Origin of the sequence: Vibrio splendidus 12E03 (genome assembly GCF_000272105.2) — a bacterium.
Lineage (GTDB): Bacteria > Pseudomonadota > Gammaproteobacteria > Enterobacterales > Vibrionaceae > Vibrio > Vibrio splendidus_I.
The window spans coordinates 34,437-60,033 of record NZ_AJZD02000062.1; the positions used below are offsets into that span (position 1 = coordinate 34,437).

Below are 25,597 nucleotides of genomic sequence, written 5' to 3' on the forward strand. Positions count from 1 at the left end.
AAGAATTTAAGAGTGTGGGTAACCCCACTCAGTGATAAGTTGAGGAAACAAAATGAAAAAGAGTGTCATTGCGCTACTAGGTTTAGCGGTTATTTTAGGCGGTTGTTCGAACAAGGTAAGCTACGGTGATGCACAAGCAGTAGAAACCACGACAATCGATTTCGGTTCAACTGACCTTCAAACGATTGCGGGTGAAATGGTCGATAGCATGATGGCGTCTGGTTCAGTGTCTTACATTACTCGTGAACAGCGTCCAATCGTATTTGTAGAGCGAATCAAGAACAAAACAAGTGAGCACATCGATACTGAGTCAATCACTGACACCATCAGTACGAAGATGTTGAACTCTGGTAAGTTCCGTTTCGTTGATATGGACCGTGTAGAGTCTGTTCGTGACCAATTGAACTTCCAAAACAACGATGAGCTTGTAAACCAAAGTTCAGCAATTCAATTCGGTAAAATGGTTGGTGCTCAGTACATGCTGTACGGCAACCTATCAAGCATCGTTAAGAAAGACGGTAGCGACGAAGACGTTTACTACAAAATGACGATGCGTCTAATGGACCTTGAGTCTGGCTTGATTGAATGGGCTGACGAGACTGAAATCCGTAAGCAACAATCTAAGAGCCTACTAGGCCTTTAATTTTGCTTACTTGCCAACTAAACGCAGCCAGTTTTGACAGCGTCTAGTATTGGTAGCACTTAATTTTGACAGCGTATAGCTTGGTCACACGCCAATGCATTGCATGATGTGCTGTTTATGAAGAGACACTGGCTTTTGGTCAGTGTCTTTTTTGTAGGGAATGAAGACGTTTATAGGGAGTAAATATGGCAATTTTTTCTTGGTCTGAAGCTAAGCTTCTTGATACCAGTTTGAGTTCGCTTGATGGTTACTTTTCTGAGTCACCTGTTAGAGCTCAAACGCTGACCGGCGGGTTGACCAATCGATGTTGGAAGTTGGTGTTAGCCGATGGCACAGCGTATGTTTGGCGGCCAACCACTCCTATCACCAAAGCGTTCTTCATCTCTCGTCATGAAGAGTACCAAGTGCTGTCTACGATTGAACGTCTAGGTATTGGACCAAGTCCAATAGTGGTCAATGAGCAAGGCTTATTGGTTGAATGGATTGCGGGTGAGACGCTTTACGAAGGCTTAGAGCTTGATGATTTGTTGAAGACACTGATCTCAGTGCATCTGGTTAATACTGCGCGATTACCACTGCAACCATTCAGTTTCACGGCGCGAGTCGACCATTACTGGCTGCAGCTTGATGCGATTCATAAGACCGAAGCCTGCACTAAGATTTATCAAGAGTGGCGCGTGGCTCCGAGTATTACCAATGTTGACCTGTCTTTGTGCCATTTTGACTTAGGTGGTTATAACCTAGTGAGAAACAGTGACGGCATTAAGATTATTGATTGGGAATACGCTGCGCTCGCAGACCCTAGGCTCGATTTAACATTAACCATTGCGGTTGCTGGCGTGCCAGTCTCAGAAGCGGTTGAGAAGTATTGTCAGCTGCGAGGTATCCATGATGTTCAGCCTTGGCTCGATGGTGTAGAAGCATGGTTACCAAGAAGCCAGATGATGGCGATGCTATGGTATTTACTTGCTCATCAGCTTTGGGGCGATGAAAGTTATCTGCGTGAAGCAGAGGCTCTGAGTCACACTTTATGTAGCTAGGATCACGTTTAGGAAGTGAAAAATATAATTTCTCAGCTGTTACCTTTAAAACCTTGTTTTTCGTGTTAGATTGATCAAAACGTACCAATATTCAACGGGGGAGGTACAATGATTATCTATCTACATGGCTTCGACTCAACAAGCCCGGGCAATCACGAAAAAATACTGCAGTTGCAATTCATTGATGATGACGTTCGTTTCATCAACTACAGTACTTTGCATCCAAAACACGATATGCAGCATCTGCTAAAAGAAGTGCATAAAGTGATAGAGCAATCCGATGATCCGCATCCCATTATTTGTGGTGTAGGTTTAGGTGGTTTTTGGTCTGAGCGTATTGGTTTCTTATGTGGGATTAAGCAGGTGGTGTTCAACCCTAATCTGCACCCTGAGAACAACATGGTAGGTCGAATTGACCGTCCAGAAGAGTACGAAGACATCGCAACTAAATGTGTTGCTCAGTACCGCATGAAAAACAAAGGACGCTGTTTGGTAGTGTTGTCTCGTGAAGATGAAATCCACGACAATACCAAAACCGCTGCCGCGCTAGAAGATTACTACGACGTAATCTGGGATGAGAAAGAGAGTCATAAATTCAAAAAGATCTCTCAACATCTTCAAGCAATGAAAGCGTTCAAAAACGCTTAATCAATCTGGATGCTTTATAAAAGCAGTGCTCAATGAGTGCTGCTTTTTTACATCTGAACTTTTGCGTTCGTGTTTCATAAAGCGGTTATCGCTGTTTTATCTGTGAGTTTGCGCATTTATAGATCAGTTTACGCAAACGTTAACTAATTAGTCGCGAATCCTCATTAAGGGTAAGGATTTTTTTGTTGCGGTCATCTTTTTGCTATATATAATGTTCCAAAGTAAAATATTTTGACAAATATCAAAAAAAATTGAGAGCGAGTGAAAAACTTGCCCATAATTTGTGTTCTGCCTCTCAGGTAGTCACCTTTTTTATCCATGTGAGCAAAGCAACAAACCAACATTTGTTGTTTGTAATCCCTCTAACTACTCGGTGAGCTGTCGTTATTCTTTTTCGCGGTAATCCAATTTGTAACAGCCTTCGCATTCAAGGCCGAGTAGATACATAGAATTTATCGGTTGGAGTAATCGAGCCGAACCCCATTTATTCATTTTGTAGAGGATTGTCATTGTGACAAAAATTATCGTAGTAGGCGGCGGTGCTGGTGGTTTAGAGCTAGCAACTAAGCTAGGCCGCACTTTAGGTCGTAAGAAACGTGCCCAGATTACTCTGGTAGACCGTAAAGCAAGCCACCTATGGAAACCATTACTTCATGAAGTAGCAACTGGTTCACTGGATGAAGGTGTTGATGCACTAAGCTACCGTGCACACGCAAAAAACCATTACTTCGATTTCCAAATGGGCAGCCTGAACGACATCGATCGTGAGCGTAAAGTGATTGCACTAAGCGAGCTTACAGACGAGCACGGTGAACTGCTGATGCCAAGCCGTGAACTTGAATACGATATTCTTGTGATGGCGCTAGGCTCAACGTCAAACGACTTCAACACTCCAGGCGTTCGTGACAACTGTATTTTCCTTGATAGTCCAGAGCAAGCACACCGTTTCCGTACAGAAATGAACAACCAGTTCTTAAAGCTTCACGCTAAGAACGGTCAAGGCACGGTAGACATCGCGATTGTTGGTGCGGGTGCAACAGGTGTAGAGCTTTCTGCAGAGCTACACAACGCAGTTAAAGAGCTTCGTACTTACGGCTTCGGCGACCTAGATTCAAGCAAGCTGAACGTAAACCTAGTTGAAGCGGGTGAGCGTATTCTTCCAGCTCTACCTCCTCGTATTTCAAGTGCAGCACACTCTGAGCTAACCAAGCTTGGTGTGAACGTTCGTACGAATACGATGGTGACTCAGGCGGATTCTGACGGCTTAACAACTAAAGATGGCGACAAGATCCCAGCTCAAATCATGGTATGGGCAGCAGGTATCAAAGCACCGGATTTCATGAAAGATATCGGTGGTCTTGAGACCAACCGTATCAACCAGTTGGTTGTGAAGAACACGCTGCAAACAACTTTGGATGACAACATCTTTGCTATCGGTGACTTGGCGCAATGTACACAAGCAGATGGTTCATTCGTTCCGCCACGTGCACAAGCGGCTCACCAAATGGCAAGCTGTGCATTCAGCAACATCATTGCTAAGTTGAACGGTCGTGACCTGAAAGATTACATCTACAAAGATAAAGGCTCGCTAGTTTCACTAAGCCGTTTCTCTACGGTAGGTAGCTTGATGGGTAACCTGACGAAAGGCTCGATGATGGTTGAAGGTCGTATTGCTCGTGTGGTTTACATCTCTTTGTATCGCATGCACCAGATGGCGCTTCACGGCTTAATCAAAACATCACTGATGATGTTGGTTGGTCGTATTAACCGCGTACTTCGTCCAAACCTAAAGCTTCACTAAAATCAGGTAAGCCTTTAAGGTCATTATGCTGATAATAAAAAAGAGCTCTTCGGAGCTCTTTTTTTGAGCGTGTCGATTACGTACTATCGCATGTGTTGAACTCATTTCTGCTGTTAAGACGTTGGAGGTAGCACAGAATAAACCACGCCATCTTTCGGCTTACCGTTAAACAGAAATCGATTCTTGGCAATGGTTTCTCGCTCAGCGCCACACTTCTCGATCAACTTTTGGCTTGGTAGGTTCTCGGTATCGCAGACAATCTCCAAACGCGTTAACTTGAGTTGCGCGAAACAAAATTCAAATAGGGCGAGCATCGCTTCTTTGGCGATCCCTCTCTTTTGAAAGTCATCACCCACCCAATAACCTAAACTCGCCATATTGAAGGTGTGATAAAGCTCATTGATCGCCACCATTCCGACCAGTTTATCGGTTTTTCGCTCAAAAATGCCAAAACCAAACGCATCGGCTTTCACCCAGTTCAGGCGAGTTGCCAGAATGAACTTTTCGGCTTCGACGATAGAAAACTCATCATGACACCAGTCTACCCAAGGTAATAAACTCGGAGAAGATTTGATCAGATGAGCGAACTCCTGAGCATCTGAGGCTTCAATGATTTTAAGGCTTAGATTCTGTGTATTGATCTGAAAGTCAGGGCTCATAAGACGCACCAAATAACATGTAATGGCTAATAAAACGCCCTCACAATGGAGGGCGTATTCAATGCTTAATACAACTTCAGTTCTTTATATCAAGTTCCACTCTCTATAAGGATAGTGGAACTCTAGCTGAAGACTGATTACGTGGCTTATTGAGCGACGCGACGTACTTGAATCACCATGCCAAGAAGCGGGTGGTCTAGGTAGTGAGTCTCTGTACTGCGCATGCGACGTTTTTGTTCCATGCGGTAGCTTTTAAGGAACTCTTGCACTTCAACGGTCGGAGAGATCTCGGTAAGGTTACCCACCTGAACATTGCTCTCTGCACCACTTACTGGCGAATCTAGTTCGATTTGCTGTTCTTGCAGAGTCACTTCACGAACGCTTGGCGCTTTTAAATCTAGCGTTGTTTCAGCATATAGATAGTGCTGTACGTAGATTTGTAGCTTGCCATCTAACTCGTAAAGCGGCTTATCAATGGTCTCTTCTTGGAAACCATCCGGATTTGATGCAGTCACAGCACCTTTCTCAGAGCCGTCGGCATTGAACTGTTTAGAGAAGTCTTTACCTGCTTGAATATGGAAAACAGGTGCAGAGCTCTTACCTTGGTCACCTTGACGCCAAGCAGTATGCATCAGAACTTCAAAGCCAGCGTGTTTACGTAGCTTGTCTTTCTGAGGTGTTAACTTGTATTCCGAGTAAGGAAGCATCTGCACGCCTTTCTTCGCTCGGTATTGGGTATCTTGAAATGAACCAACGCGCTCAAGTGAAATCTTAGGCTGTGTGTTTGGCCAAGATTCATTTACTTTTTCTGCATCAACAGCGCGCTTAAAAATGATCACTTCTATATCAAATTGTCTCTGCGCCAAACTTGGCAGTGAGACGAACAATAGTAGCAGTGGGATCAGTCTTTTCATTTTTACTCCGTCTTCCAGCCGAACTACCGGCTGGATAATTTATATGTGCAAGTGGTTTGGGACTTATGCTGAAGGCAGCAAGTTCTGTCTGAATTCGCCCAATAAATCACTAACAAATTGAATTCGTTTCCGTCTGTCGACCAATGGTATCGTAAACTTGAACTTAGTTGGTCCTTCCATTGAAAACTTTTGCGGTTGAGATTGCAACAGTTTAACAAGGTAGGCCGGGTTTATGTCAGCATCCGGGTAGAATTCTAAGAATCCGCCTTTATCGTGAGCCTCAATTTTCTTCGCTTTAATAGACGCAGCCGCTAACTTAAGTTCAGAAACAGACAACAAGTTCTTAGTGGCATCAGGAAGGATACCGAAGCGATCGATTAGCTCAACTTTAAGCTCCGCCAACTCATCGGTATCACTTACACTCGCAATACGTTTGTAGGTCGATAGGCGAGTGTTGATATCTGGGATATAGTCGTCTGGCAATAGTGCCGGTAAGCGCATCTCAATCTCAGTTTGCTCACGCAATAGATCATCAAGCGATGGCTCTCGACCTTCTTTCAATGCTTCAACCGCTTGTTCAAGCATCTCCATGTACAAGGTAAAGCCAACCGACTGAATCTGACCACTCTGCTCATCGCCCAACAGTTCACCTGCGCCACGAATCTCTAAATCGTGAGTTGCTAGTGTGAAGCCCGCGCCTAGGTCTTCCAGAGAGGCAATCGCGTCTAATCGCTTAATCGCATCTTTGGTCATTGCTTTAGGGTGTGGCGTTAACAAGTAAGCATAAGCTTGGTGGTGAGAACGACCTACACGACCACGTAATTGGTGCAGCTGTGCCAAACCAAGGTTATCGGCTCTGTCCATTAAGATGGTATTCGCTGTTGGAACATCGATACCGGTCTCAATGATGGTTGTACACACCAGAAGGTTAAAGCGCTGGTGGTAGAAGTCATTCATGATGCGCTCTAGTTCGCGCTCTCGCATTTGACCATGAGCCACCGTCACACGTGCCTCTGGAATCAGTTTCTGTAGTGATTCAGCCGTTTTCTCAATCGTATCGACTTGGTTATGCAAGAAGTAAACCTGACCACCACGCATGATTTCACGAAGTACCGCTTCTCTCACTACGGCATCATCACTTTGACGTACAAAGGTTTTGATTGCTAAGCGTCGTGCAGGTGGCGTTGCGATGATAGACAAGTCACGCATGCCACTCATCGCCATATTTAGCGTTCGTGGAATAGGCGTTGCAGTTAACGTTAAGATGTCGACATCCGCACGCATCGCTTTCACTTTCTCTTTCTGACGCACACCAAAACGGTGCTCTTCATCGACAACCAGTAAGCCAAGGTCTTTGAACTTAATATCGCTCGACAGCAGCTTGTGGGTACCGACCAAGATATCGACCTTACCGTCGGCGACATCTTGCATGATTAATTTCTGTTCTTTGGCTGATTTGAATCGAGACAGAACTTCGACACGAATCGGCAAGTTGGCGAAACGGTCGCGGAAGTTTTCGAAGTGTTGCTGAGCAAGTAGGGTAGTAGGAACTAACACCGCCACTTGTTTGCTGTTATCAGTACATACAAACGCTGCGCGCATCGCGACTTCTGTTTTACCAAAACCAACATCACCACACACTAGGCGGTCCATGGCTTTTGCTTGACACATATCAGACATAACCGCATTGATTGCCATCGCTTGGTCGTCGGTTTCTTCAAACGGGAAGCCAGATTTGAAGGTTGCGTATTGACCGCGATCCAATACAAACTTGTAGCCCGGTTTCAGTTCACGCTTGGCGTAAACATCAAGTAACTCTGCGGCAACGTCACGTACCTTTTCAGCGGCACGCTTACGTGCTTTTTGCCATGCTTCGCCACCAAGTTTGTGTAAAGGTGCAGAATCTTCAGCACCACCAGAGTAGCGTCCGATGAGATTCAAAGAAGCAACAGGCACATACAACTTGGCATCGTTTTGATACTCAAGGGTTACGTATTCGGTTTTCATGCCACCAGCTTCGAGTGTCTGCAGGCCGATGTAACGACCAATACCGTGGTCAATGTGAACAACTGGCTGACCCGGTTTAAGTTCCGCAAGGTGACGAATTACGGTGTCGCTGTTGACGCTTTTCTTATCTTTCTTACGACGCTGAACAACACGATCGCCAAGTAAGTCGCTTTCACAGATAAGCGCGATGTTTTGCTCTTCATGGATAAAACCGTGTTCAGCAGAGCCGAGGATGAGGCTGAACTTGTCCTTTGCTTTGATTGCGGCATCGAGGTTTTCAACTTCGCTTGGTCGTACTTTAATACCACGAAGCAGCTCACTCAGCGCTTCACGACGACCTTCTGATTCAACCGAAAAGACCACTTTGCCCTCGAAGGCTTCTGTGAATTTTCTTAGGTTAGCCAAAGGCTCTTTATTTTGATGCTGAACGCTGAGATCAGGCAATGACACGACAGGTAAGTTAGTGCGGCCTGCTTTCTCTTCAATCGACTCTAGGCTTAGGCTGAACTGTGGCTTCTGTTTGAAGTGTGAGAATAGTTCGTCTTTCTTCAACCAAAGTTGCTCAGGTGTCAGCAGTGGTCGTAATGGATCAACACCGCGCTGTTCGTATCGATGAGCAACGTCCGTTAGGAATGAATCTACTGCAGTCTCGACATCACCTAGAATCAGCAGTTGCGCTTCATCGGCAACGTAATCAAACAAGGTTTCAGTGTGATCAAAGAACAGCGGCTGCCAGTACTCGATACCAGCAGGCCAAGTACCTTTTGAAACCTGCATATAAACCGATTCTGGTTCGCGGCGCGCATCAAACTGTTGGCGCCAACGAATACGGAAATCTTCAATCGCTGTTTCCGAGGTCGGGAATTCGTGAGCAGGCAGCAGGCGGATCTCAGAGATGTCTTCGATAGAACGCTGGTTTTCAGGATCGAAAGTACGAATAGTATCGATCTCGTCATCGAAGAAGTCGATGCGATACGGGTCTTTACTGCCCATTGGGAATAGGTCAAGAATAGAACCTCGACTTGCGTATTCACCGGGGCCAAACACTTGATCAACGTAACGATAGCCTGACTTTTCAAGCTGTAGGCGCAGTTTCTCAAGCGAGTAGAGATCGCCCGTTTTCACCATTAACGTGTGTTGTAGCAAAAAGTCTCGCGGTGACTGGCGTTGCAATAACGTGCTGATCGGAACGATCGTGATACCATCTTTTAGCGTTGGCAGTGCATAAAGGCGAGCGATACGATCTGAAATGATCTCTTGGTGCGGCGAGAAGCTATCGTATGGCAGCGTTTCCCAATCAGGGAATAATGCGACTTCATGTGCCGTAAACTGTTCAATTTCAGATTGAAGCTTAAGCGCCACTTGTGGGTCGGGTACAGCCAAGACGGTATGGCTGTTGTGTTGCTCTGCGAGTTTGGCAATGGCAAGAGCGAGAGACGAACCGACTAGGTTACCGATGTGCTTTTTGTCACCGGCACCTTTAAGTTTAGGTAGTGTAAATATGGATTTTTTGGTCATGTTAATTTACTTGTTATCTCGGTCTAGAGAGCGTTGACGCAAGAGTTTCTGTTGTTGATAAAGTGCCGCTTTAATTAGCAGGTCTTGGTCGGTATCGCGAAGATGAGCGTATTTAAATTTGATTTCGAAACCTGAGTCTTTCGCCTCGCTAGCAAATACTTCTGCGTAGCAATAAATGGCTGCAGCTGGGTGCTCTAGAAAAAGTTTGGCTTTTACTAAGCGACCCGGTTCGATGTCTGCTTTTGAAAAGCAGGAAAACTGACTCGCACCAAATGAATAGGTGTGAGTGCGAAATTTCTCATCATCTTGCTGCGATAACATAAAGCTCAACAACAGGTTTAATTTTGAGTTTTGTGCATCCAATAAACTGGTGACATTCTTCAAGTCGCTGTTTTTCAGTTCAGCACGCGCACTGTCAGCTAACAGATCCAATTGGCTAAATTCACTTGCCACCACAAATGGTGCTGGGATCTCAGATTCGAATTGAATTTGAGAAGGTAAAGTGAAGCCGCTGTCCATTGGTTCAATATTAGCGGTAAGGCTATGGTGAACGGTGAAAAACTCTTGTTCTGTCATGCGTTAGTTCCTTGAAGTGATCTATTGATTATCGCTATGTGGCCGCAGTAATCAAGGTCAGTTAATTGAAAGTCTCAAATAGTTGTTTGAAATTTGGCTATTTGACAAGGTTCTGTTTTTCAAGCCTAACTAATTGAGTTAATTCACTCTATATTTTCAATTAACCCCTACACAGTAACAGCAATACCCGTTACATTAACCCGCATCCCCTTTAGATGGTTCAAAGTATGTTTCATCCTATTTCGTTGTTTGTTGGCCTACGCTATTTGAAAGGCCGTTCAGGTGATCGCTTTAGCCGTTTTGTTTCTTATATGTCGACGGCAGGTATCACAATTGGTGTGCTGTCTTTGGTTACTGTTTTATCGGTAATGAATGGATTCGAAGCGCAGTTAAAAGACCGAATTCTTGGTGTTCTTCCTCAAGCGGTGGTTTATGAGCAAGGTGGCACCACCCCTCTTGCTGCCCAAGCGCCTAATTTTGCAGAGCAAATCTCGCTTAATGGTCACGTTGAACCGATTGTCCGCAGTGAGGCGGTGATTCAGAGTCCGGCTCAGTTATCTGCAGGGTTGTTAATCGGCATTGAACCTAATTCAGACGACCCTCTTCAGAACCACTTAATTGCAGGTCGATTGTCTTCACTTAAAGCGGGTCAATATCAGTTGTTCCTCGGTCATACTTTGGCGAGAAACTTGAAAGTATCTATGGGTGACAAAGTTCGCCTGATGGTGACCAGCGCTAGCCAATACACCCCATTAGGTCGTATTCCAAGCCAACGAAATTTTACCGTAGCTGGCATTTTTAACACGGGCTCGGATATCGATGCTCAATTGATGGTTACCGACATCAAAGACGCAGGACGATTGATGCGTTATAAGTCTGATACAATTTCTGGTTGGAGACTGTTTTTTGAAGACCCGTTTGAAGTCGCAGAGTTATCAACTCAGCCATTGCCAGAAGGTTGGTTGTGGAGTGATTGGCGCGACCAGCGTGGTGAGTTATTCCAAGCCGTTCGAATGGAAAAAAATATGATGGGCTTAATGCTTGGGCTGATTATCGGTGTTGCTGCTTTCAATATTATCTCGGCACTTATCATGGTGGTGATGGAGAAGCAGTCTGAAGTCGCGATTCTTAAGACCCAAGGTATGACTGATGGTCAAGTCATGGGGATCTTCATGGTTCAAGGCGCAAGTAGTGGTGTGATTGGCGCGTTATCTGGTGGTGTGTTAGGCGTTGCCCTAGCGATGAACCTTAATACTATTTTAGAGGCGATGGGCGTTGCTCTATTCTCATTTGGTGGACAGTTGCCAATTCTGGTTAACCCGATTCAAATCGCTGTTGTTGTGGTTTTGGCTATTGCACTGAGCCTGATTGCTACTGTATTTCCTTCTTATCGTGCATCGTCTGTGAAACCTGCTGAGGCCCTTCGTTATGAGTAATTTTCTTCAATGTAATGATATCCGTAAAACGTACCGTGAAGGCTCGTTAGATACTGAGGTGCTCAAGGGAGTCAGCTTTGAAATCGAAAAGGGTGAGCTAGTAGCAATCATCGGTACCTCTGGGTCGGGTAAAAGTACCTTACTGCATATCTTAGGCGCATTAGACGATGCTTCTGCGGGCAGCGTAAGTTTTCTTGGCCAAGATTTAGCATCTCTGAGCTCGAATAAGCAGGCCAAACTTCGTAACCAACATCTTGGCTTTGTCTATCAGTTTCATCATCTTCTATCTGACTTTTCAGCGTTAGAAAACGTAGCAATGCCGTTGCTGATTGGTGGTGAAAAGCCAGCGAAAGCGAAACAAGAAGCACAACGTTTGTTGGATAAAGTCGGATTGAGTCATCGTGTTGATCACCGACCTTCAGAGCTTTCTGGTGGTGAGAGACAACGTGTGGCTATTGCTCGAGCTTTAGTGAATAAACCTGCTTTGGTGTTGGCGGATGAGCCTACCGGCAACCTTGATCACAACACAGCACTTTCTATTTACGACTTAATGCGTGAACTAAACCGTGAGTACGACACGGCCTTTTTGGTAGTAACTCATGATGGTGAACTTGCAGGTAAGATGGATCGCCAGCTTCACATGCAAGATGGTTTATTGGTCAACGTAGAAAAAGAGGATAGCTAAGTGTTTTCTTCTTTATCTCTATTGATAGGTGGCCGATTTAGCCGAGCGAAACAACGAGACAAAATGGTGTCGTTCATCTCTTTGTCTTCGACGATTGGTATTGCCGTTGGTGTGGCCGTGATCATCATTGGTTTGTCTGCGATGAATGGCTTTGAGCGAGAGCTTGAGTCGCGTGTACTTTCCGTTATTCCACATGGTGAATTCGAGGGTGTCAATGAACCAGTGACTCGCTGGGAGCACGTGATTGAGCAGTCGGTGAAAAATGATAAAGTTGTAGCTGCAGCACCCTATGTAAAAATTACCGCTCTTGCTGAAAAGGGCAAAGAACTCAAAGCAATTGAAGTTCGTGGTGTTGATCCACAACTTGAACAACAGGTATCAAGCCTATCGAAATTTATCGATAAACAAGCTTGGAGTGAGTTTAAAGCAGGGCAACAACAAATCATCTTAGGTTCTGGTGTGGCGAATGTGCTTGGCGCGAAAGTCGGTGACTATCTGACTTTGATGATTCCCACTGTTAATGGTTCAGTGAAGGTGCAAGCACCGAAGCGTGTACGCGTTAAAGTGGTCGGTTTGTTGACGCTTAATGGCCAGATAGACCACAGCTTGGCGCTAATCCCGATTGGCGATGCTCAAGCTTATGCAAACCTAGGCGAGGCAGTAACTGGAGTTTCTTTAAAAGTGACCGATGTGCTGAACGCGAACTCTATTGTGCGTGAAGTGGGTAACCAGCTTGATGTGTATGTGTATCTACGAAGCTGGCAACAGAAGTTTGGCTTCTTGTACCGAGATATTCAGTTGGTTCGCACCATTATGTATCTGGTGATGGTACTGGTTATTGGTGTTGCTTGTTTCAATATTGTCTCGACCTTAATAATGGCAGTAAAAGACAGAGCATCGGAGATCGCGATCTTAAGAACCATGGGCGCATCAGATGGTCTTGTGAAGCGCATCTTTGTTTGGCAGGGCGTGTTCTCAGGCGTTTTAGGCAGTTTAGTAGGGAGTGCGATAGGTGTCTTAGTGGCGCTTAATCTTACGACGCTAATCAAAGGGCTTGAAAAGCTGGTCGATCATCAGTTCTTGTCCGGTGATATCTATTTTGTCGACTTCTTGCCATCACAACTTGATATGACGGATGTTGTTGTGGTTTCCGGCACTGCGATTGTGCTGAGTTTACTGGCGACATGGTACCCAGCATCACGAGCAGCGAAGTTGAATCCAGCCTCAGTGCTGAGTTCTAAATAGCATTAGCTTAAATAACAAAGCAGTTCCGCATCGATAAATATAAAAAAGGATCCCAATGGGATCCTTTTTTATTGAATTCAATTCGTGTTCTTTACGACTTTCGTTACATGCCAATCTTGTAGAGGTTAGTGGCTCATCTGATTTTAACTTGTGTGCGTTTTAAGTGAAGCAAATACAAGGTTAAATTGAATAACAAGTGATGGCGTTCAGTGCCTTGCTTGTCGCTTCTTCCAACTTCTTACTACTGAGTAACGCCATAAACCGCGAATACCAAAGTAGCCAATCATTGCTGAAACCACACCACAAATCAGACAACCCAATAAGAACGGAGGCCCTATAGTGCTCATTTGCGCCAAGATGAAGTCCCAAGACAATTCGAAATGGAAGGCTTGAGGTGGCACATGCATAACAAACGCCCCGACTTTATAAGCAAAGTAGAAGAGAACAGGCATGGTAACCGGGTTACTGATCCAAACAAGTGCGACAGCTAAAGGCAGGTTAACGCCACATGCGACAGCAAGGCCTGCAGACATAATCATTTGACTTGGTAGAGGGACAAACGCCATGAATAACCCAACAGCAAACGCGCCAGCCGCAGAGCGACGATTAAGGCACCATAAGTTGGGGTTGTACAAAACATTGCCAAAAACTTTCAATGCTTTCTGACGCTTGATTAGATCATGGTCAGGCATAAATCGTTTGATAAACTTTCTTGGCATAGGAGGAAGCTACTCTCTTGTTTAACACTTGGTTCTTGATTTCATTTGCTGCGACAGTTGTGTCTGCCAGCTTCTGGCCTGTGATGCCACATTGGGTTTGGGCACCATTGATGCTGTTGTTACTGGTAGCATCAACAAAGTATAGCGTTTTCCGGCGTGCAAGAGGTCCAGTAACAGCATTGATACTAGTTATCTGCCTAGGGAATGCGATTGAAATACAAACGAGTCGCTTATTCCAATCAGGGCAGAATACTACCATAAATGCGTCGGTTGTTAGCCTTTTTAGTGAAAATAGCCATGGTTTTGAAAGCGTAATAGTAGCCAGATCAATTGGCGGCGAAAAATTAATCTTTCCCCAATTGATAAAATTGCGTTTGTTTACTCCTTTTAAGTTAACGCTTGGAGATGATGTCTATTTATCGGCCTCAATAAAGCCGATATGGGGCAAACTCAATGAAGCAGGCTTTGACCTCGAAAAGTACTTGTTTAGTGCTGGCGTGGTTGCCAATGCAACTTACAGAGCCGATACCAAGTACCGAATTCATTCTAGCACCAACTTACGCGCCCAATGGTTTGAAGCCAGCCTTGAAAGGTTAAGTCTGCTGGCAAATCAAGATCTCATTATCGCTTTGAGTTTTGGGTATCGAGACCTTATTCCGCCTCAGCGGTGGGATATGCTTAAAAGCAGTGGCCTGATTCACTTGATGGCTATCTCGGGGCTGCATATTGGGATTGCCTTTGGTATCGGCTATCAGATTGGCAATATATTAAGGTTACTTTCCCCTTCATTTCTTTGGTTACCTACAATATTCGGGCTCGGCTTGGCGTATTTCTATAGTTGGTTTGCTGGATTCACGCTGCCAACTTTGAGAGCCTTAGTGATGTGTGTCATCGCGAGTTATTTCTTGTGGCGTGGGCAAAATATCAGTTTGCTCCGGTATGTCGCTTTAAGCTTGTGCGTGGTCCTGCTGATTTGGCCGTTTTCAGCCTTGTCGAGCAGTTTCTGGTTGTCCTTTGGTGCATTGGGCGCTGTTCTCTATATCGCATTAAGTACTCAGCGTTTAGCTTCAACCTCTACATTTATCGATCCCGCACTCCAATTGATTAAGATTCAACTGATGCTGACATTCCTGATAGCGCCTTTCTCGATGTTGTTTTTCAAAGGATTCAGTTTAGTCTCTGTTTGCTACAATTTACTCCTCTTGCCTTGGGTATCGATGGTGACGATCCCGCTGTTGTTTCTGGCAATGTTTGTAAGCTTAATATCGGAGTCAGTGTCTGGCGTGGTTGGTATAACGGCGCTAGACAATGGTTTGGTTAGCCAGGTGTGGAAGTTGGTCGACTTGTCGCTCGAGCCTCTTGTATTTAGTCTTCCTTTCTCTGAGCGATTTTGGATCCAAGTCGATAATCAGACGATTGCATTATCAGTATTCCTTATCTTGTTTTTGAGCTTTGTTAGTCGGTATTTCAAGCGAACATTATCGATATTGGTAACTGCAGTGTTTGTGCTGTGGTGGGAGTTCAGCAAACCCCAGCAAGACAAACTAACTATTGATATCTTGGATGTTGGGCATGGGTTGTCTTTGGTCTTGGAAAAGAACAATCAGATTGTTGTTTATGATCTTGGCAATGCGTGGCCAGGAGGCTCGGTTGTTGAGTCTTTGTTGATTCCTACTTTGAATCAGCGGGGGATTTATGAATTAGAAGGCGTGATTGTGAGTCATTTCGATTCTGACCATGCTGGTGGTTATCCGGCATTACTTAAGAACTATACGCCAAAGTGGATAAGAACCAGTCAGAACATTATTCAAGAACGCCAATCTATCACTCAAGCCCCGTCTAATATTCAAACATGTACTATTGGAGAGGTTTGGAACTGGCAAGATGTTGTTTTTGAGGTGTTGTGGCCGCCTAAGCAAGTAAAGAGGGCGTATAACCCACATTCGTGTGTGGTCAAGATCTCAGATCATAGTGCTGATTTCTCAATGTTGCTCACTGGTGATATTGAACTGGTAAGTGAGTGGTTACTTGCTCGTGAAGGAGAACAGCTAAGGAGTGATGTTATGTTGGTTCCGCATCATGGCAGCGATTCGTCATCGATTAAGTCGTTTATTGAGGCGGTGTCTCCTCAGTTGGCGATAGCTTCTCTTGCCAAAGGCAACCAGTGGGGAATGCCGAGTGAGTCTGTTATTGAACGTTATCAGGAAGCGGGGAGTACTTGGCTAGATACTGGAGAAAGCGGACAAATAACCATCACTCTTAGCAAAGAAGGTTGGCAATATCATGCGATTAGAGAGCAACAAGGCGGGCAGTGGTATAGGCAGATGCTCCGTAAGGGAGTAGAATAGATAGATTATTGTGAGAAAATTAAGCGATTCTATGTCAACACAAACAGATGAAACTACCTGGGTCACATTTAAAAGACTTTGGACTTATATTCGATTATATAAGGCCGGCCTAGGTGTTGCGGTAATTGCGCTTATTATAAATGCCGTTTCTGATACCTATATGATTTCCTTACTAAAGCCGTTACTTGATGAAGGCTTTGGTAATGCTGAATCTGACTTTTTACGCACGCTTCCAATCATTATCTTTGCCATGATGTTCATTCGTGGTGTCAGTGGTTTCGTCTCAACCTATTGCTTGAGCTGGGTTTCTGGCAATGTGGTTATGGAAATTCGTCGCAAAATTTTCAGCCATTTCATGCACATGCCTGTTTCTTTCTTCGATAAAGAACAGACAGGTGCGCTGCTATCTCGAATTACTTACGATTCTGAGCAAGTGTCTGCCGCGACGAGTAAAGCGCTAGTCAGCATTGTGCGTGAAGGTGCAAGCATTATTGGCTTGCTAACATTGATGTTCTGGAACAGCTGGCAGTTGTCTTTGGTTCTATTTGCGGTTGCTCCTCTTGTTGCGTGGGCGATCAGTATCGTATCGAAGCGATTCAGAAAGATCTCTAAGAACATGCAAACCAGCATGGGTCACGTTGCTTCTTCAGCTGAACAAATGCTGAAAGGGCATAAAGTGGTTCTAACTTACGGTGGTCAAGATCTAGAAAAACACCGCTTTGATAAAGTTAGTAACCAAATGCGCCAACAAAGCATGAAGCTAATCACGGCTCAAGCGGCTGCTAACCCAATTATTCAAATGATCGCATCAGTTGCGATTGTTGTTGTTCTATTCCTTGCTAGTGTCGATTCTATTAAAGCCGAGCTTACTCCTGGTACATTCACTGTTGTGTTCTCTGCAATGTTTGGTCTATTACGTCCGCTAAAGGCGTTAACTAACGTAACGTCTGAATTCCAACGTGGTATGGCTGCGAGTACGACTCTATTTGGTTTGATGGATCTAGATACCGAGCAAAACAAAGGAACGTTGAAACCTGAAACTGTAACGGGTGAAGTTGCAGTAAAAGATGTCACGTTTACTTATGACGGTGCAGAGAAACCAGCACTTGATAAGGTCAGCTTTAATATACCGAAAGGTAAAACGGTTGCGCTTGTTGGGCGGTCGGGTTCGGGTAAGAGTACCATTGCCAACCTATTTACTCGTTTTTATGACGTAGACTCTGGTTCAATTGAGCTTGATGGCCACGACATTCGTGATTACGAATTGAGAAACCTGCGTGAGCACTTTGCTCTCGTTTCTCAAAATGTACATCTGTTTAACGATACGGTGGCTAACAACATCGCTTACGCAGCAGAAGAACAGTATTCACGTGAGCAGATCGAACACGCGGCTAAGCTTGCTCATGCAAGTGAGTTTATCGATGGCATGGAAAATGGCATTGATACTGTTGTGGGCGAGAATGGCGCGAGTCTTTCTGGTGGTCAAAGACAGCGTATTGCGATTGCTCGAGCGCTATTGAGAGATGCTCCGGTTTTGATTCTTGATGAGGCAACGTCTGCACTGGATACAGAGTCAGAGAGAGCTATTCAATCCGCACTAGAAGAGCTGCAGAAAGACAAAACAGTATTAGTTATCGCACACCGACTCTCTACCATCGAGCAAGCCGATGAGATTCTAGTGGTTGATGATGGTCATATTGTAGAAAGGGGCGCACATGCTGAGCTAATCGCACATGATGGCGCCTATGCACAATTACACCGAATTCAGTTCAGCGGATAAGATTAGGTCTTGTTGTGATCGAAAAGATTTGGTTTAACAATCACCCGTTGAAATATCTTCTCTGGCCGCTTTTGTGGCCACTGAGTCTGCTGTTCAAAATGATCAGTAGTCAGCGCCGTGACGCTTATCTATCGGGGAAGAAAGAGACCTACCGCCCGCCTTTACCTGTTATTGTTGTGGGCAATATTACTGCTGGTGGAAATGGTAAAACACCGGTTGTGATTTGGTTAGTTGAGATGTTGCAAGCCAACGGCTTTAAACCCGGAGTCGTATCTCGTGGCTACGGTGCAAAAGCACCAAGCTATCCGTTGGTGTTGGATGAAAATACCCCAGCTGAGCATTCGGGTGATGAACCTCGCTTGATTCGTAAGCGAACTGGTGCGCCAGTCGCAGTCGACCCTGTGCGAGCTAACGCAGTGAAAGCATTGCTGAGCAAAGGCGTTGATGTGATTATCACTGACGATGGCCTTCAGCATTACGCGCTTGAACGCGACATTGAATTTGCAGTTATCGACGGCGCAAGACGCTTTGGTAGTGAGAGTTTGATTCCTTTAGGTCCATTACGAGAGCCGGTTTCTCGTTTAGATGAAGTCGACTTTTTGGTAAACAATGGCGGTAAAGCGCACGGTCGAGAGTTCTCGATGTCTTTGCTTCCAAGCCAAGCAGTTAACCTAAAGACTGGTCAGAAAAGGTCTGTGGCAGAATTACAGAAGCTGGTGGCTTTTGCCGGTATTGGCCACCCACCGCGCTTTTTTAAAACATTGGAAGATCTTGATGGTGATGTGGTTTTCACACAGGGCTTCGCCGACCATCAAGATTTTGATCAAGATGAACTTCATGCCTTAGCTAATAAAGGTATGAATCTGATTATGACAGAAAAAGACGCTGTAAAATGCGAAGAATATGCGCAAGATAACTGGTGGTATCTTCCAGTTTCTGCGCAGTTTGATGAAGATTCGCAACAGCAAATTTTAAAAAGAATAAAAGAGGTTATGGAATACTATGGATCACCGTCTACTTGAGATCGTTGCTTGCCCTGTATGTAAAGGTAAACTAACTTTTGACAAGGATAAGCAAGAGCTTGTTTGTAAAATTGATCGCCTTGCTTACCCAATTAAAGAGGGTATTCCTGTTCTTTTAGAACCTGAAGCTCGCACCGTTTCTATGGATGAGGGTAAGTAATGTCTTATACGGTTGTTATACCTGCAAGATATCAATCGAGCCGTTTACCGGGGAAGCCACTTGCTGACATTGGTGGAAAGCCGATGATTCAATGGGTATACGAACAGTCAATGAAAGCGGGTGCCGATAACGTTATTATCGCTACTGACGACGCTCGAGTTGAAAAAGCGGCTAAAGCATTTGGCGCGACCGTTTGTATGACATCACCGAATCATGAGTCAGGCACTGAACGCCTAGCTGAAGTGATTGAAGTTATGAAGATTCCTGATGATCATATTATCGTGAATGTTCAAGGTGATGAGCCACTTATTCCACCTGCGATCATTAATCAGGTTGCCAATAATCTTGCGAACAGTACAGCTCCGATGGCAACGTTAGGTGTGGAAATTACTCATGCTGATGAAGTGTTTAACCCTAATGCCGTTAAAGTTGTAACTGATAAAGACGGTTACGCCTTGTATTTTAGCCGAGCAACCATACCTTGGGATCGCGATGCTTACGCGAACAACGGTACTGCAGCGGAATCTCCTTTGCTTCGTCATATTGGTATCTATGCTTACCGAGCGGGTTTTATCAATACCTACATCAATTGGGAACCAAGTACTCTTGAGCGTATTGAGTGCCTAGAGCAATTACGCGTGCTTTGGTACGGTGAAAAAATCCACGTAGATGTTGCGGCGGAAGCGCCGGCTGCTGGTGTTGATACGCCTGAAGACCTAGAAGCGGTTCGAGCTATTATTGGCTAAGCTTCTTTGAGCGAGTTCTTCTTTGCTCTACAAAATTAGAAATGATGAGCCTTGCCTATTGCGAGGCTTTTTTCTATCTAACGAAAAGTGCGCTATCGAAAAGCGCGTGTGTGTCTTATTGACCTAAGCAAACGGATATTGAGATAGTTGCATTGCTTTATGCATCATCAACACGGAATTATCTGAGATTTACCTCGCTCGAGTTCCAATTTTTCTCTATAATATGCCGCCTATAAAGTAATGGCGAATCGCTAGTACAGAATAAAACTTACGACAAAACGTGGAGTAAAAGATGCCTTCTCAAAGCCCAGTGATTACGGTTGATGGACCAAGTGGTGCAGGTAAAGGTACCCTGTGTATGTTGCTAGCAGATAAGCTAGGCTTTCATCTTCTAGACTCAGGTGCGATCTATCGCGTATTGGCTTTAGCGGCAATTCACCATGGTGTGGATACTGAATCAGAGGATGCTTTAGTACCGCTTGCTACACACTTAGACGTGCAGTTTATTGCTGAAGGCGACTTAGTTAAGGTTATCCTAGAAGGTGAAGATGTGTCTGGTGAACTTCGTAAAGAAGAGACAGGCATGGCGGCTTCAAAAGTTGCTGCTTTACCTCGCGTTCGCGAAGCACTGCTTCGTCGTCAACGCGCATTCAGCGCTGCGCCTGGTTTGGTTGCAGATGGTCGTGACATGGGAACGGTTGTGTTTCCTGAAGCTGAAGCGAAAATATTTTTAGATGCAAGTGCTGAAGAGCGTGCGAGTCGCCGCCTTAAACAGTTGCAACAGAAGGGGTTAGATGTTAAATTTGACGACCTTTTGAGCGAGATCCAAGAGCGAGACGACCGAGATCGTAATCGCCCAGTGGCGCCACTTCGCCCTGCAGAGGATGCTCTAGTGCTTGACTCCACCTCAATGAATATTGAGCAGGTAGTAGAAAAAGCACTACACTATATTGAATCGAAACTGGCTGGGTAATTTCGCCGAGCTAGTACGAACGTTGGTCGCAAGGATGATGACTGGCGAATTTATCAACCCCATGCGGTAGGATACCCATGGACGTTTAATTATTGAAGATTAAATAATGACTGAATCTTTTGCTCAACTCTTTGAAGAGTTTCTATCTGAAACTGAATTCCAACAAGGCAGCATCGTTAAAGGTACTGTAGTAGCTATCGAGAACGGTTTCGTTCTTGTAGACGCTGGTCTTAAGTCTGAATCTGCTATCCCTGCTGAACAATTCAAGAACGCTGCTGGCGAACTTGAAGTTGAAGTTGGTGCTGAAGTAGACGTAGCTCTAGACGCTGTTGAAGATGGTTTCGGTGAAACTCAACTTTCTCGTGAGAAAGCTAAGCGTCACGAAGCTTGGATCGTACTTGAGAAAGCTTGTGAAGAAGCTGAAACTGTTGTTGGTATCATCAACGGTAAAGTTAAAGGCGGTTTCACTGTTGAACTTAACGGTATCCGTGCTTTCCTTCCAGGTTCTCTAGTAGACGTACGTCCTATCCGTGACACTGCTCACCTAGAAAACAAAGAGCTAGAGTTCAAAGTAATCAAGCTAGACCAGAAGCGTAACAACGTTGTTGTTTCTCGTCGTGCTGTTATCGAATCTGAAAACAGTGTTGAGCGTGACGAACTTCTTGAAACTCTACAAGAAGGTACTGAAGTTAAAGGTATCGTTAAGAACCTTACTGACTACGGTGCATTCGTTGACCTTGGCGGTGTTGACGGTCTTCTACATATCACAGATATGGCTTGGAAGCGCGTTAAGCACCCATCAGAGATCGTTAACGTTGGTGACGAAATCCTAGTTAAAGTTCTTAAGTTCGATCGTGAGCGCACTCGTGTTTCACTAGGTCTTAAGCAACTAGGCGAAGATCCATGGGTAGCAATCGCTAAGCGTTACCCAGAAGGTCACAAGCTTTCTGGTCGTGTTACAAACCTAACTGACTACGGCTGCTTCGTTGAAATCGAAGAAGGCGTTGAAGGTCTAGTACACGTTTCTGAAATGGATTGGACTAACAAGAACATCCACCCTTCTAAAGTTGTTAATGTTGGCGACGAAGTTGAGGTTATGGTTCTTGATATCGACGAAGAACGTCGTCGTATCTCTCTAGGTCTGAAACAGTGTAAAGCTAACCCATGGCAGTCATTTGCAGAAATGCAAGCTAAGGGCGACAAAGTTACTGGTAAGATCAAGTCTATCACTGACTTTGGTATCTTCATCGGTCTAGAAGGCGGTATCGACGGTCTTGTACACCTATCTGACATTTCTTGGAACGCTGCCGGCGAAGAAGCTGTACGTGAATACAAGAAAGGCGACGAAATCTCTGCTGTTGTTCTAGCAGTAGATGCAGAGCGTGAGCGTATTTCTCTTGGCGTTAAGCAAATGGAAAACGACCCGTTCAACGCATACGTTGCTGACAACAAGAAAGGTGTTCTTGTAAACGGTACTGTTACTGCAGTTGACGCGAAAGGCGCTACTATCGAGCTAATCGAAGGCGTTGAAGGTTACATCCGCGCTTCTGAAGTTTCTCGCGACCGTATCGAAGATGCATCTCTAATCCTAAGCGTTGGCGACAGCGTTGAAGCGAAGTTCACTGGTGTAGACCGTAAGAACCGCGTAATCAACCTATCTATCAAAGCTAAAGATGAAGCTGATGAGCAAGAAGCAATGGCTTCACTGAACAAGTCTGAAGAAGGCGCGTTCGGTAACGCAATGGCAGACGCATTCAAAGCTGCTAAAGGCGAATAATAGCTTCTCATTAAGAGAATTATAGCTATCTAGCCAAGAAAGGAGCCGTAAGGCTCCTTTTTTTTTGCTTATTTTTCCGATAGGTCTATAATTTCTAAAAAGAAAACCAACGAGGGTAACTATGACTAAGTCTGAATTGATTGAAAGACTGTGCGCTGAGCAAACGCATCTTTCTGCAAAAGAAATTGAAGACGCTGTAAAAGACATTTTAGAGCATATGGCTTCAACACTAGAAAGTGGTGATCGAATCGAAATTCGCGGTTTTGGCAGCTTTTCTCTGCATTATCGTGAGCCTCGTGTTGGACGTAACCCAAAGACTGGTGACAAGGTAGAGTTAGAAGGTAAATACGTTCCTCACTTCAAACCAGGTAAAGAGCTGCGTGAACGAGTAAACTCAGGAATGTAGCCTACTTATCGGAATTAAGAAAAGCGGCATACTATAATGTATGCCGCTTTTTTATGACCATAATATGGTGGTCTGATTAGTAATTTTCCTGCATAATCGTACAGCTAACCAACCAATGAGTGATGAACTATGAAAATTATAAAAATAGTCGCCGTTATCGCACTTTTCCTAATTGCACTGGCTTTAGGCTCTCAAAACCAAACAACTGTAAATTTCAACTATCTGCTAGCGCAAGGTGACTTCCACCTCTCAAGTTTATTAGGTGTTGTATTCGTTTCAGGCTTCGCCCTTGCTTGGTTAGTCTTTGGTAACATGCACATGCGGTCTCAGCTAAAAATTCATCGCTTAAAGAAGCAACTCAATAAGCAATCAAAGCAGGTCGCTGCTGATACTAAAGCTTAAAGGCTATATTTGATGTTAGAGTTACTGTTCTTACTTTTGCCCATCGCAGCCGCATATGGCTGGTATATGGGTAATCGTAATGCTCAGCAAGAAAAACAAAAGCAATCACACCAGATCTCCCGTCAATACGTGACGGGTTTGAACCTATTACTGTCAGATCAATCTGACAAAGCGGTTGATCACTTCATTGAGCTGCTTCAAGTAGACAATGAAACCATCGATACTCACTTAGCTTTGGGCAACTTGTTCCGCTCAAGAGGCGAAGTCGACCGCGCTATTCGCATTCACCAAAATCTCATCTCTCGTTCGGGGCTTACCCTCGATCAGAAAAACCTCGCACTGCAACAATTAGCCAAAGACTATATGGTCTCTGGTTTCCTTGATCGCGCTGAAAAAATCTTTGAACAGCTTGTAGAAGAACCTGACCATAAAGAGGGCGCTTTACAGCAGTTGGTTGCTATTTACCAGCAGACCCGCGAGTGGAACAAGGCTATCCATTACGGAAATATCTTAGTTAAGCTCGGCAAGAAAAAAATGAAGATGCGTGCGACCGTTGCGCATTTCTGGTGTGAGCTTGCAATGCAAGAACAAGCCGATGGTAATCGTTCTAAAGCGCTTCAGCATTTTAAGAAGGCGCTTTCTGAAGACCCTAAATGTGTTCGCGCAAGTATCGCACTAGGGAAGTTCCACTTAGCGAACGAAGATTACCAAAAGACAATTGATTGTCTTGAATCGGTACTTGAACAAGATATCGATTTTATCAGTGAGGTGTTGCCAACCCTTGCTGAGTGTTACCACAAGCTTGGACAAGAAGCTCAATTGGTCGAGTTCCTCAAAGCGTGTATTCAGAAGAAAGCCGGTGTATCTGCCGAACTGATGCTGGCGCAATTGGTTGCTCACCATGAAGATGTAGGCTCAGCTCAAGAGCTACTGACAAAGCAGCTTGTTAAAAACCCAACTATGAAAGGTTTTTATCGATTAATCGATTACCACCTAGCGGAAGCAGAAGAAGGCCGAGCAAAAGACAGCTTAACCACACTTCAATCTATGGTTGGTGAACAGCTTAAGGTTAAGCCTCATTACCGTTGTCGTCAGTGTGGTTTCTCGACACACTCTTTGTATTGGCACTGCCCTTCATGTAAAGGGTGGGGGACGATCAAGCCTATTCGTGGGCTTGATGGTGAATAGATTTGTGGTCACTTTAAGACCAAATTATTAATTGCAGCTTTCGGGCTGCATTTTTATGACTGTTATTTATCACCTGCTTAGGTGATTAGAAATTTTTAGAAAGTTAACTGCGTTAGGAGATGAAATGAACGACCAAAAAATCATTGTAGCCTTGGATTATGATAATCAAGCGGATGCGTTAGCCTTTGTCGATCGAATTGACCCAGCATCTTGCCGCCTAAAAGTGGGCAAAGAGATGTTTACCCTGTTTGGCCCTGAATTTGTTCGTGAATTACATAAGCGTGGTTTCTCAGTATTTTTAGACCTTAAATTCCACGACATCCCGAACACATGTTCAAAAGCAGTCCGTGCTGCCGCTGAACTGGGTGTTTGGATGGTGAACGTACACGCAAGTGGCGGTGAGCGTATGATGACGGCTTCTCGCGAAATCTTAGAACCTTATGGCAAAGATCGTCCACTGTTAATCGGTGTAACGGTACTCACCAGTATGGAGCAATCTGACTTAGCGGGTATCGGTCTGGATCTTGAACCACAACAACAAGTGATGCGCTTGGCTTCTCTAACGAAAAACTCTGGCTTAGACGGTGTTGTATGTTCTGCACAAGAGGCTTCTTTGCTTAAAGGTGCACTTGGTCAAGAGTTCAAGCTAGTTACTCCAGGTATTCGTCCTGTCGGCGCAGATGTGGGTGACCAGAAGCGCATCATGACGCCTTCTAAAGCGATTGAATCAGGTTCAGACTACCTTGTTATTGGTCGTCCGATTACGCAAGCGATAGACCCTGCTGCTGTACTTGCAGAGATCAACGGTACGCTTGCTTAAGTCTATATTTGGATTGAGATATAAATAAAGAAGGCCAGCAAATTGCTGGCCTTAATTTTTTAGTCTGGATTAGTCTAAACTGGA

23 protein-coding genes are annotated in these 25,597 nt (G+C 44.7%); 18 read left to right on the forward strand and 5 right to left on the reverse strand.

The genetic code is table 11. From position 1 onward, the window contains the following. Positions 1–52: 52 nt before the first annotated feature. The 4 genes from lpoB to A142_RS05640 all read left to right on the forward strand — a co-directional run bounded on the left by lpoB (position 53) and on the right by A142_RS05640 (position 4,132). On the forward strand, positions 53–643 hold the full coding sequence (gene lpoB / locus A142_RS05625; protein ID WP_017107631.1) for a penicillin-binding protein activator LpoB: 591 nt from the start codon (positions 53–55) through the stop codon (positions 641–643). Between the two features lie 185 nt (positions 644–828). Next, the gene (locus A142_RS05630) at positions 829–1,683 is read left to right on the forward strand and encodes a phosphotransferase (RefSeq protein ID WP_029405459.1); all 855 of its coding nucleotides are present in this window, start codon (positions 829–831) and stop codon (positions 1,681–1,683) included. Between the two features lie 108 nt (positions 1,684–1,791). Continuing rightward, positions 1,792–2,331, forward strand: coding sequence for an alpha/beta hydrolase YcfP (gene ycfP, locus A142_RS05635; protein WP_009847155.1), 540 nt, complete (start codon positions 1,792–1,794; stop codon positions 2,329–2,331). A gap of 511 nt (positions 2,332–2,842) precedes the next feature. Next, positions 2,843–4,132 (forward strand): NAD(P)/FAD-dependent oxidoreductase, encoded by a 1,290-nt coding sequence (locus A142_RS05640; protein ID WP_009847154.1) that lies wholly within the window; start codon positions 2,843–2,845, stop codon positions 4,130–4,132. Between the two features lie 113 nt (positions 4,133–4,245). Here A142_RS05640 and A142_RS05645 read toward each other — a convergent pair whose 3' ends face one another. From A142_RS05645 to A142_RS05660, 4 genes are all read right to left on the reverse strand, one after another. Continuing rightward, entirely contained in the window at positions 4,246–4,791 is a 546-nt protein-coding gene (locus A142_RS05645; protein WP_019822452.1) for a GNAT family N-acetyltransferase, read from the reverse strand. A 146-nt stretch (positions 4,792–4,937) separates the two neighbouring features. Further along, positions 4,938–5,705 (reverse strand): peptidoglycan binding protein CsiV, encoded by a 768-nt coding sequence (locus A142_RS05650; RefSeq protein WP_019822453.1) that lies wholly within the window; start codon positions 5,703–5,705, stop codon positions 4,938–4,940. A 63-nt stretch (positions 5,706–5,768) separates the two neighbouring features. Next, positions 5,769–9,230, reverse strand: coding sequence for a transcription-repair coupling factor (gene mfd / locus A142_RS05655; protein ID WP_019822454.1), 3,462 nt, complete (start codon positions 9,228–9,230; stop codon positions 5,769–5,771). 6 nt (positions 9,231–9,236) lie between these two features. Further along, positions 9,237–9,806, reverse strand: coding sequence for a hypothetical protein (locus tag A142_RS05660; protein WP_017065300.1), 570 nt, complete (start codon positions 9,804–9,806; stop codon positions 9,237–9,239). A 227-nt stretch (positions 9,807–10,033) separates the two neighbouring features. Here A142_RS05660 and lolC point away from each other — a divergent pair, with 227 nt between their 5' ends. The 3 genes from lolC to lolE are packed head-to-tail and all read left to right on the forward strand — an operon-like array spanning position 10,034 to position 13,172. After that, positions 10,034–11,242, forward strand: coding sequence for a lipoprotein-releasing ABC transporter permease subunit LolC (gene lolC, locus A142_RS05665; RefSeq protein ID WP_029405460.1), 1,209 nt, complete (start codon positions 10,034–10,036; stop codon positions 11,240–11,242). Next, positions 11,235–11,927: a lipoprotein-releasing ABC transporter ATP-binding protein LolD gene (gene lolD, locus A142_RS05670; protein WP_019822458.1), complete on the forward strand. Its 693-nt coding sequence runs from the start codon at positions 11,235–11,237 to the stop codon at positions 11,925–11,927. The genes lolC and lolD overlap by 8 nt, the downstream gene beginning before the upstream one ends. Then, complete coding sequence (lolE, locus tag A142_RS05675) at positions 11,928–13,172, forward strand: lipoprotein-releasing ABC transporter permease subunit LolE (RefSeq protein WP_019822460.1); 1,245 nt, start codon at positions 11,928–11,930, stop codon at positions 13,170–13,172. Between the two features lie 206 nt (positions 13,173–13,378). On the opposite strand, the gene A142_RS05680 is transcribed toward lolE, so the two are convergent. Next, positions 13,379–13,891, reverse strand: a complete 513-nt coding sequence (locus tag A142_RS05680; protein ID WP_017060232.1) for a DUF2062 domain-containing protein — start codon at positions 13,889–13,891, stop codon at positions 13,379–13,381. A 17-nt stretch (positions 13,892–13,908) separates the two neighbouring features. Between A142_RS05680 and A142_RS05685 the strand changes: the two genes are divergently transcribed. The 11 genes from A142_RS05685 to pyrF all read left to right on the forward strand — a co-directional run bounded on the left by A142_RS05685 (position 13,909) and on the right by pyrF (position 25,513). Then, positions 13,909–16,239 (forward strand): DNA internalization-related competence protein ComEC/Rec2, encoded by a 2,331-nt coding sequence (locus A142_RS05685; RefSeq protein WP_019822464.1) that lies wholly within the window; start codon positions 13,909–13,911, stop codon positions 16,237–16,239. Positions 16,240–16,270: 31 nt separating this feature from the next. Further along, positions 16,271–18,019, forward strand: coding sequence for a lipid A ABC transporter ATP-binding protein/permease MsbA (gene msbA / locus A142_RS05690; RefSeq protein WP_029405461.1), 1,749 nt, complete (start codon positions 16,271–16,273; stop codon positions 18,017–18,019). A 14-nt stretch (positions 18,020–18,033) separates the two neighbouring features. Further along, positions 18,034–19,041: a tetraacyldisaccharide 4'-kinase gene (lpxK, locus tag A142_RS05695; RefSeq protein WP_019822468.1), complete on the forward strand. Its 1,008-nt coding sequence runs from the start codon at positions 18,034–18,036 to the stop codon at positions 19,039–19,041. Next, positions 19,022–19,201: a Trm112 family protein gene (locus A142_RS05700; RefSeq protein WP_004736429.1), complete on the forward strand. Its 180-nt coding sequence runs from the start codon at positions 19,022–19,024 to the stop codon at positions 19,199–19,201. Before lpxK ends, A142_RS05700 begins: the two co-directional genes overlap by 20 nt. Beyond that, the gene (gene kdsB / locus A142_RS05705) at positions 19,201–19,947 is read left to right on the forward strand and encodes a 3-deoxy-manno-octulosonate cytidylyltransferase (protein ID WP_009847141.1); all 747 of its coding nucleotides are present in this window, start codon (positions 19,201–19,203) and stop codon (positions 19,945–19,947) included. The genes A142_RS05700 and kdsB overlap by 1 nt, the downstream gene beginning before the upstream one ends. Before the next feature lie 292 nt (positions 19,948–20,239). Next, a complete protein-coding gene (gene cmk, locus A142_RS05710) occupies positions 20,240–20,920 on the forward strand; it encodes a (d)CMP kinase (protein WP_017060237.1) in 681 nt (226 codons plus the stop codon). A gap of 106 nt (positions 20,921–21,026) precedes the next feature. Beyond that, on the forward strand, positions 21,027–22,697 hold the full coding sequence (gene rpsA / locus A142_RS05715; protein WP_010439921.1) for a 30S ribosomal protein S1: 1,671 nt from the start codon (positions 21,027–21,029) through the stop codon (positions 22,695–22,697). Positions 22,698–22,818: 121 nt separating this feature from the next. After that, positions 22,819–23,103 (forward strand): integration host factor subunit beta, encoded by a 285-nt coding sequence (gene ihfB, locus A142_RS05720; protein ID WP_017060238.1) that lies wholly within the window; start codon positions 22,819–22,821, stop codon positions 23,101–23,103. Positions 23,104–23,232: 129 nt separating this feature from the next. Then, the gene (locus tag A142_RS05725) at positions 23,233–23,505 is read left to right on the forward strand and encodes a LapA family protein (RefSeq protein ID WP_017066774.1); all 273 of its coding nucleotides are present in this window, start codon (positions 23,233–23,235) and stop codon (positions 23,503–23,505) included. Positions 23,506–23,517: 12 nt separating this feature from the next. Further along, positions 23,518–24,693, forward strand: a complete 1,176-nt coding sequence (lapB, locus tag A142_RS05730; RefSeq protein ID WP_017060240.1) for a lipopolysaccharide assembly protein LapB — start codon at positions 23,518–23,520, stop codon at positions 24,691–24,693. Between the two features lie 124 nt (positions 24,694–24,817). Continuing rightward, entirely contained in the window at positions 24,818–25,513 is a 696-nt protein-coding gene (gene pyrF / locus A142_RS05735; protein ID WP_017078954.1) for an orotidine-5'-phosphate decarboxylase, read from the forward strand. The last annotated feature ends 84 nt before the right edge of the window (positions 25,514–25,597 follow it).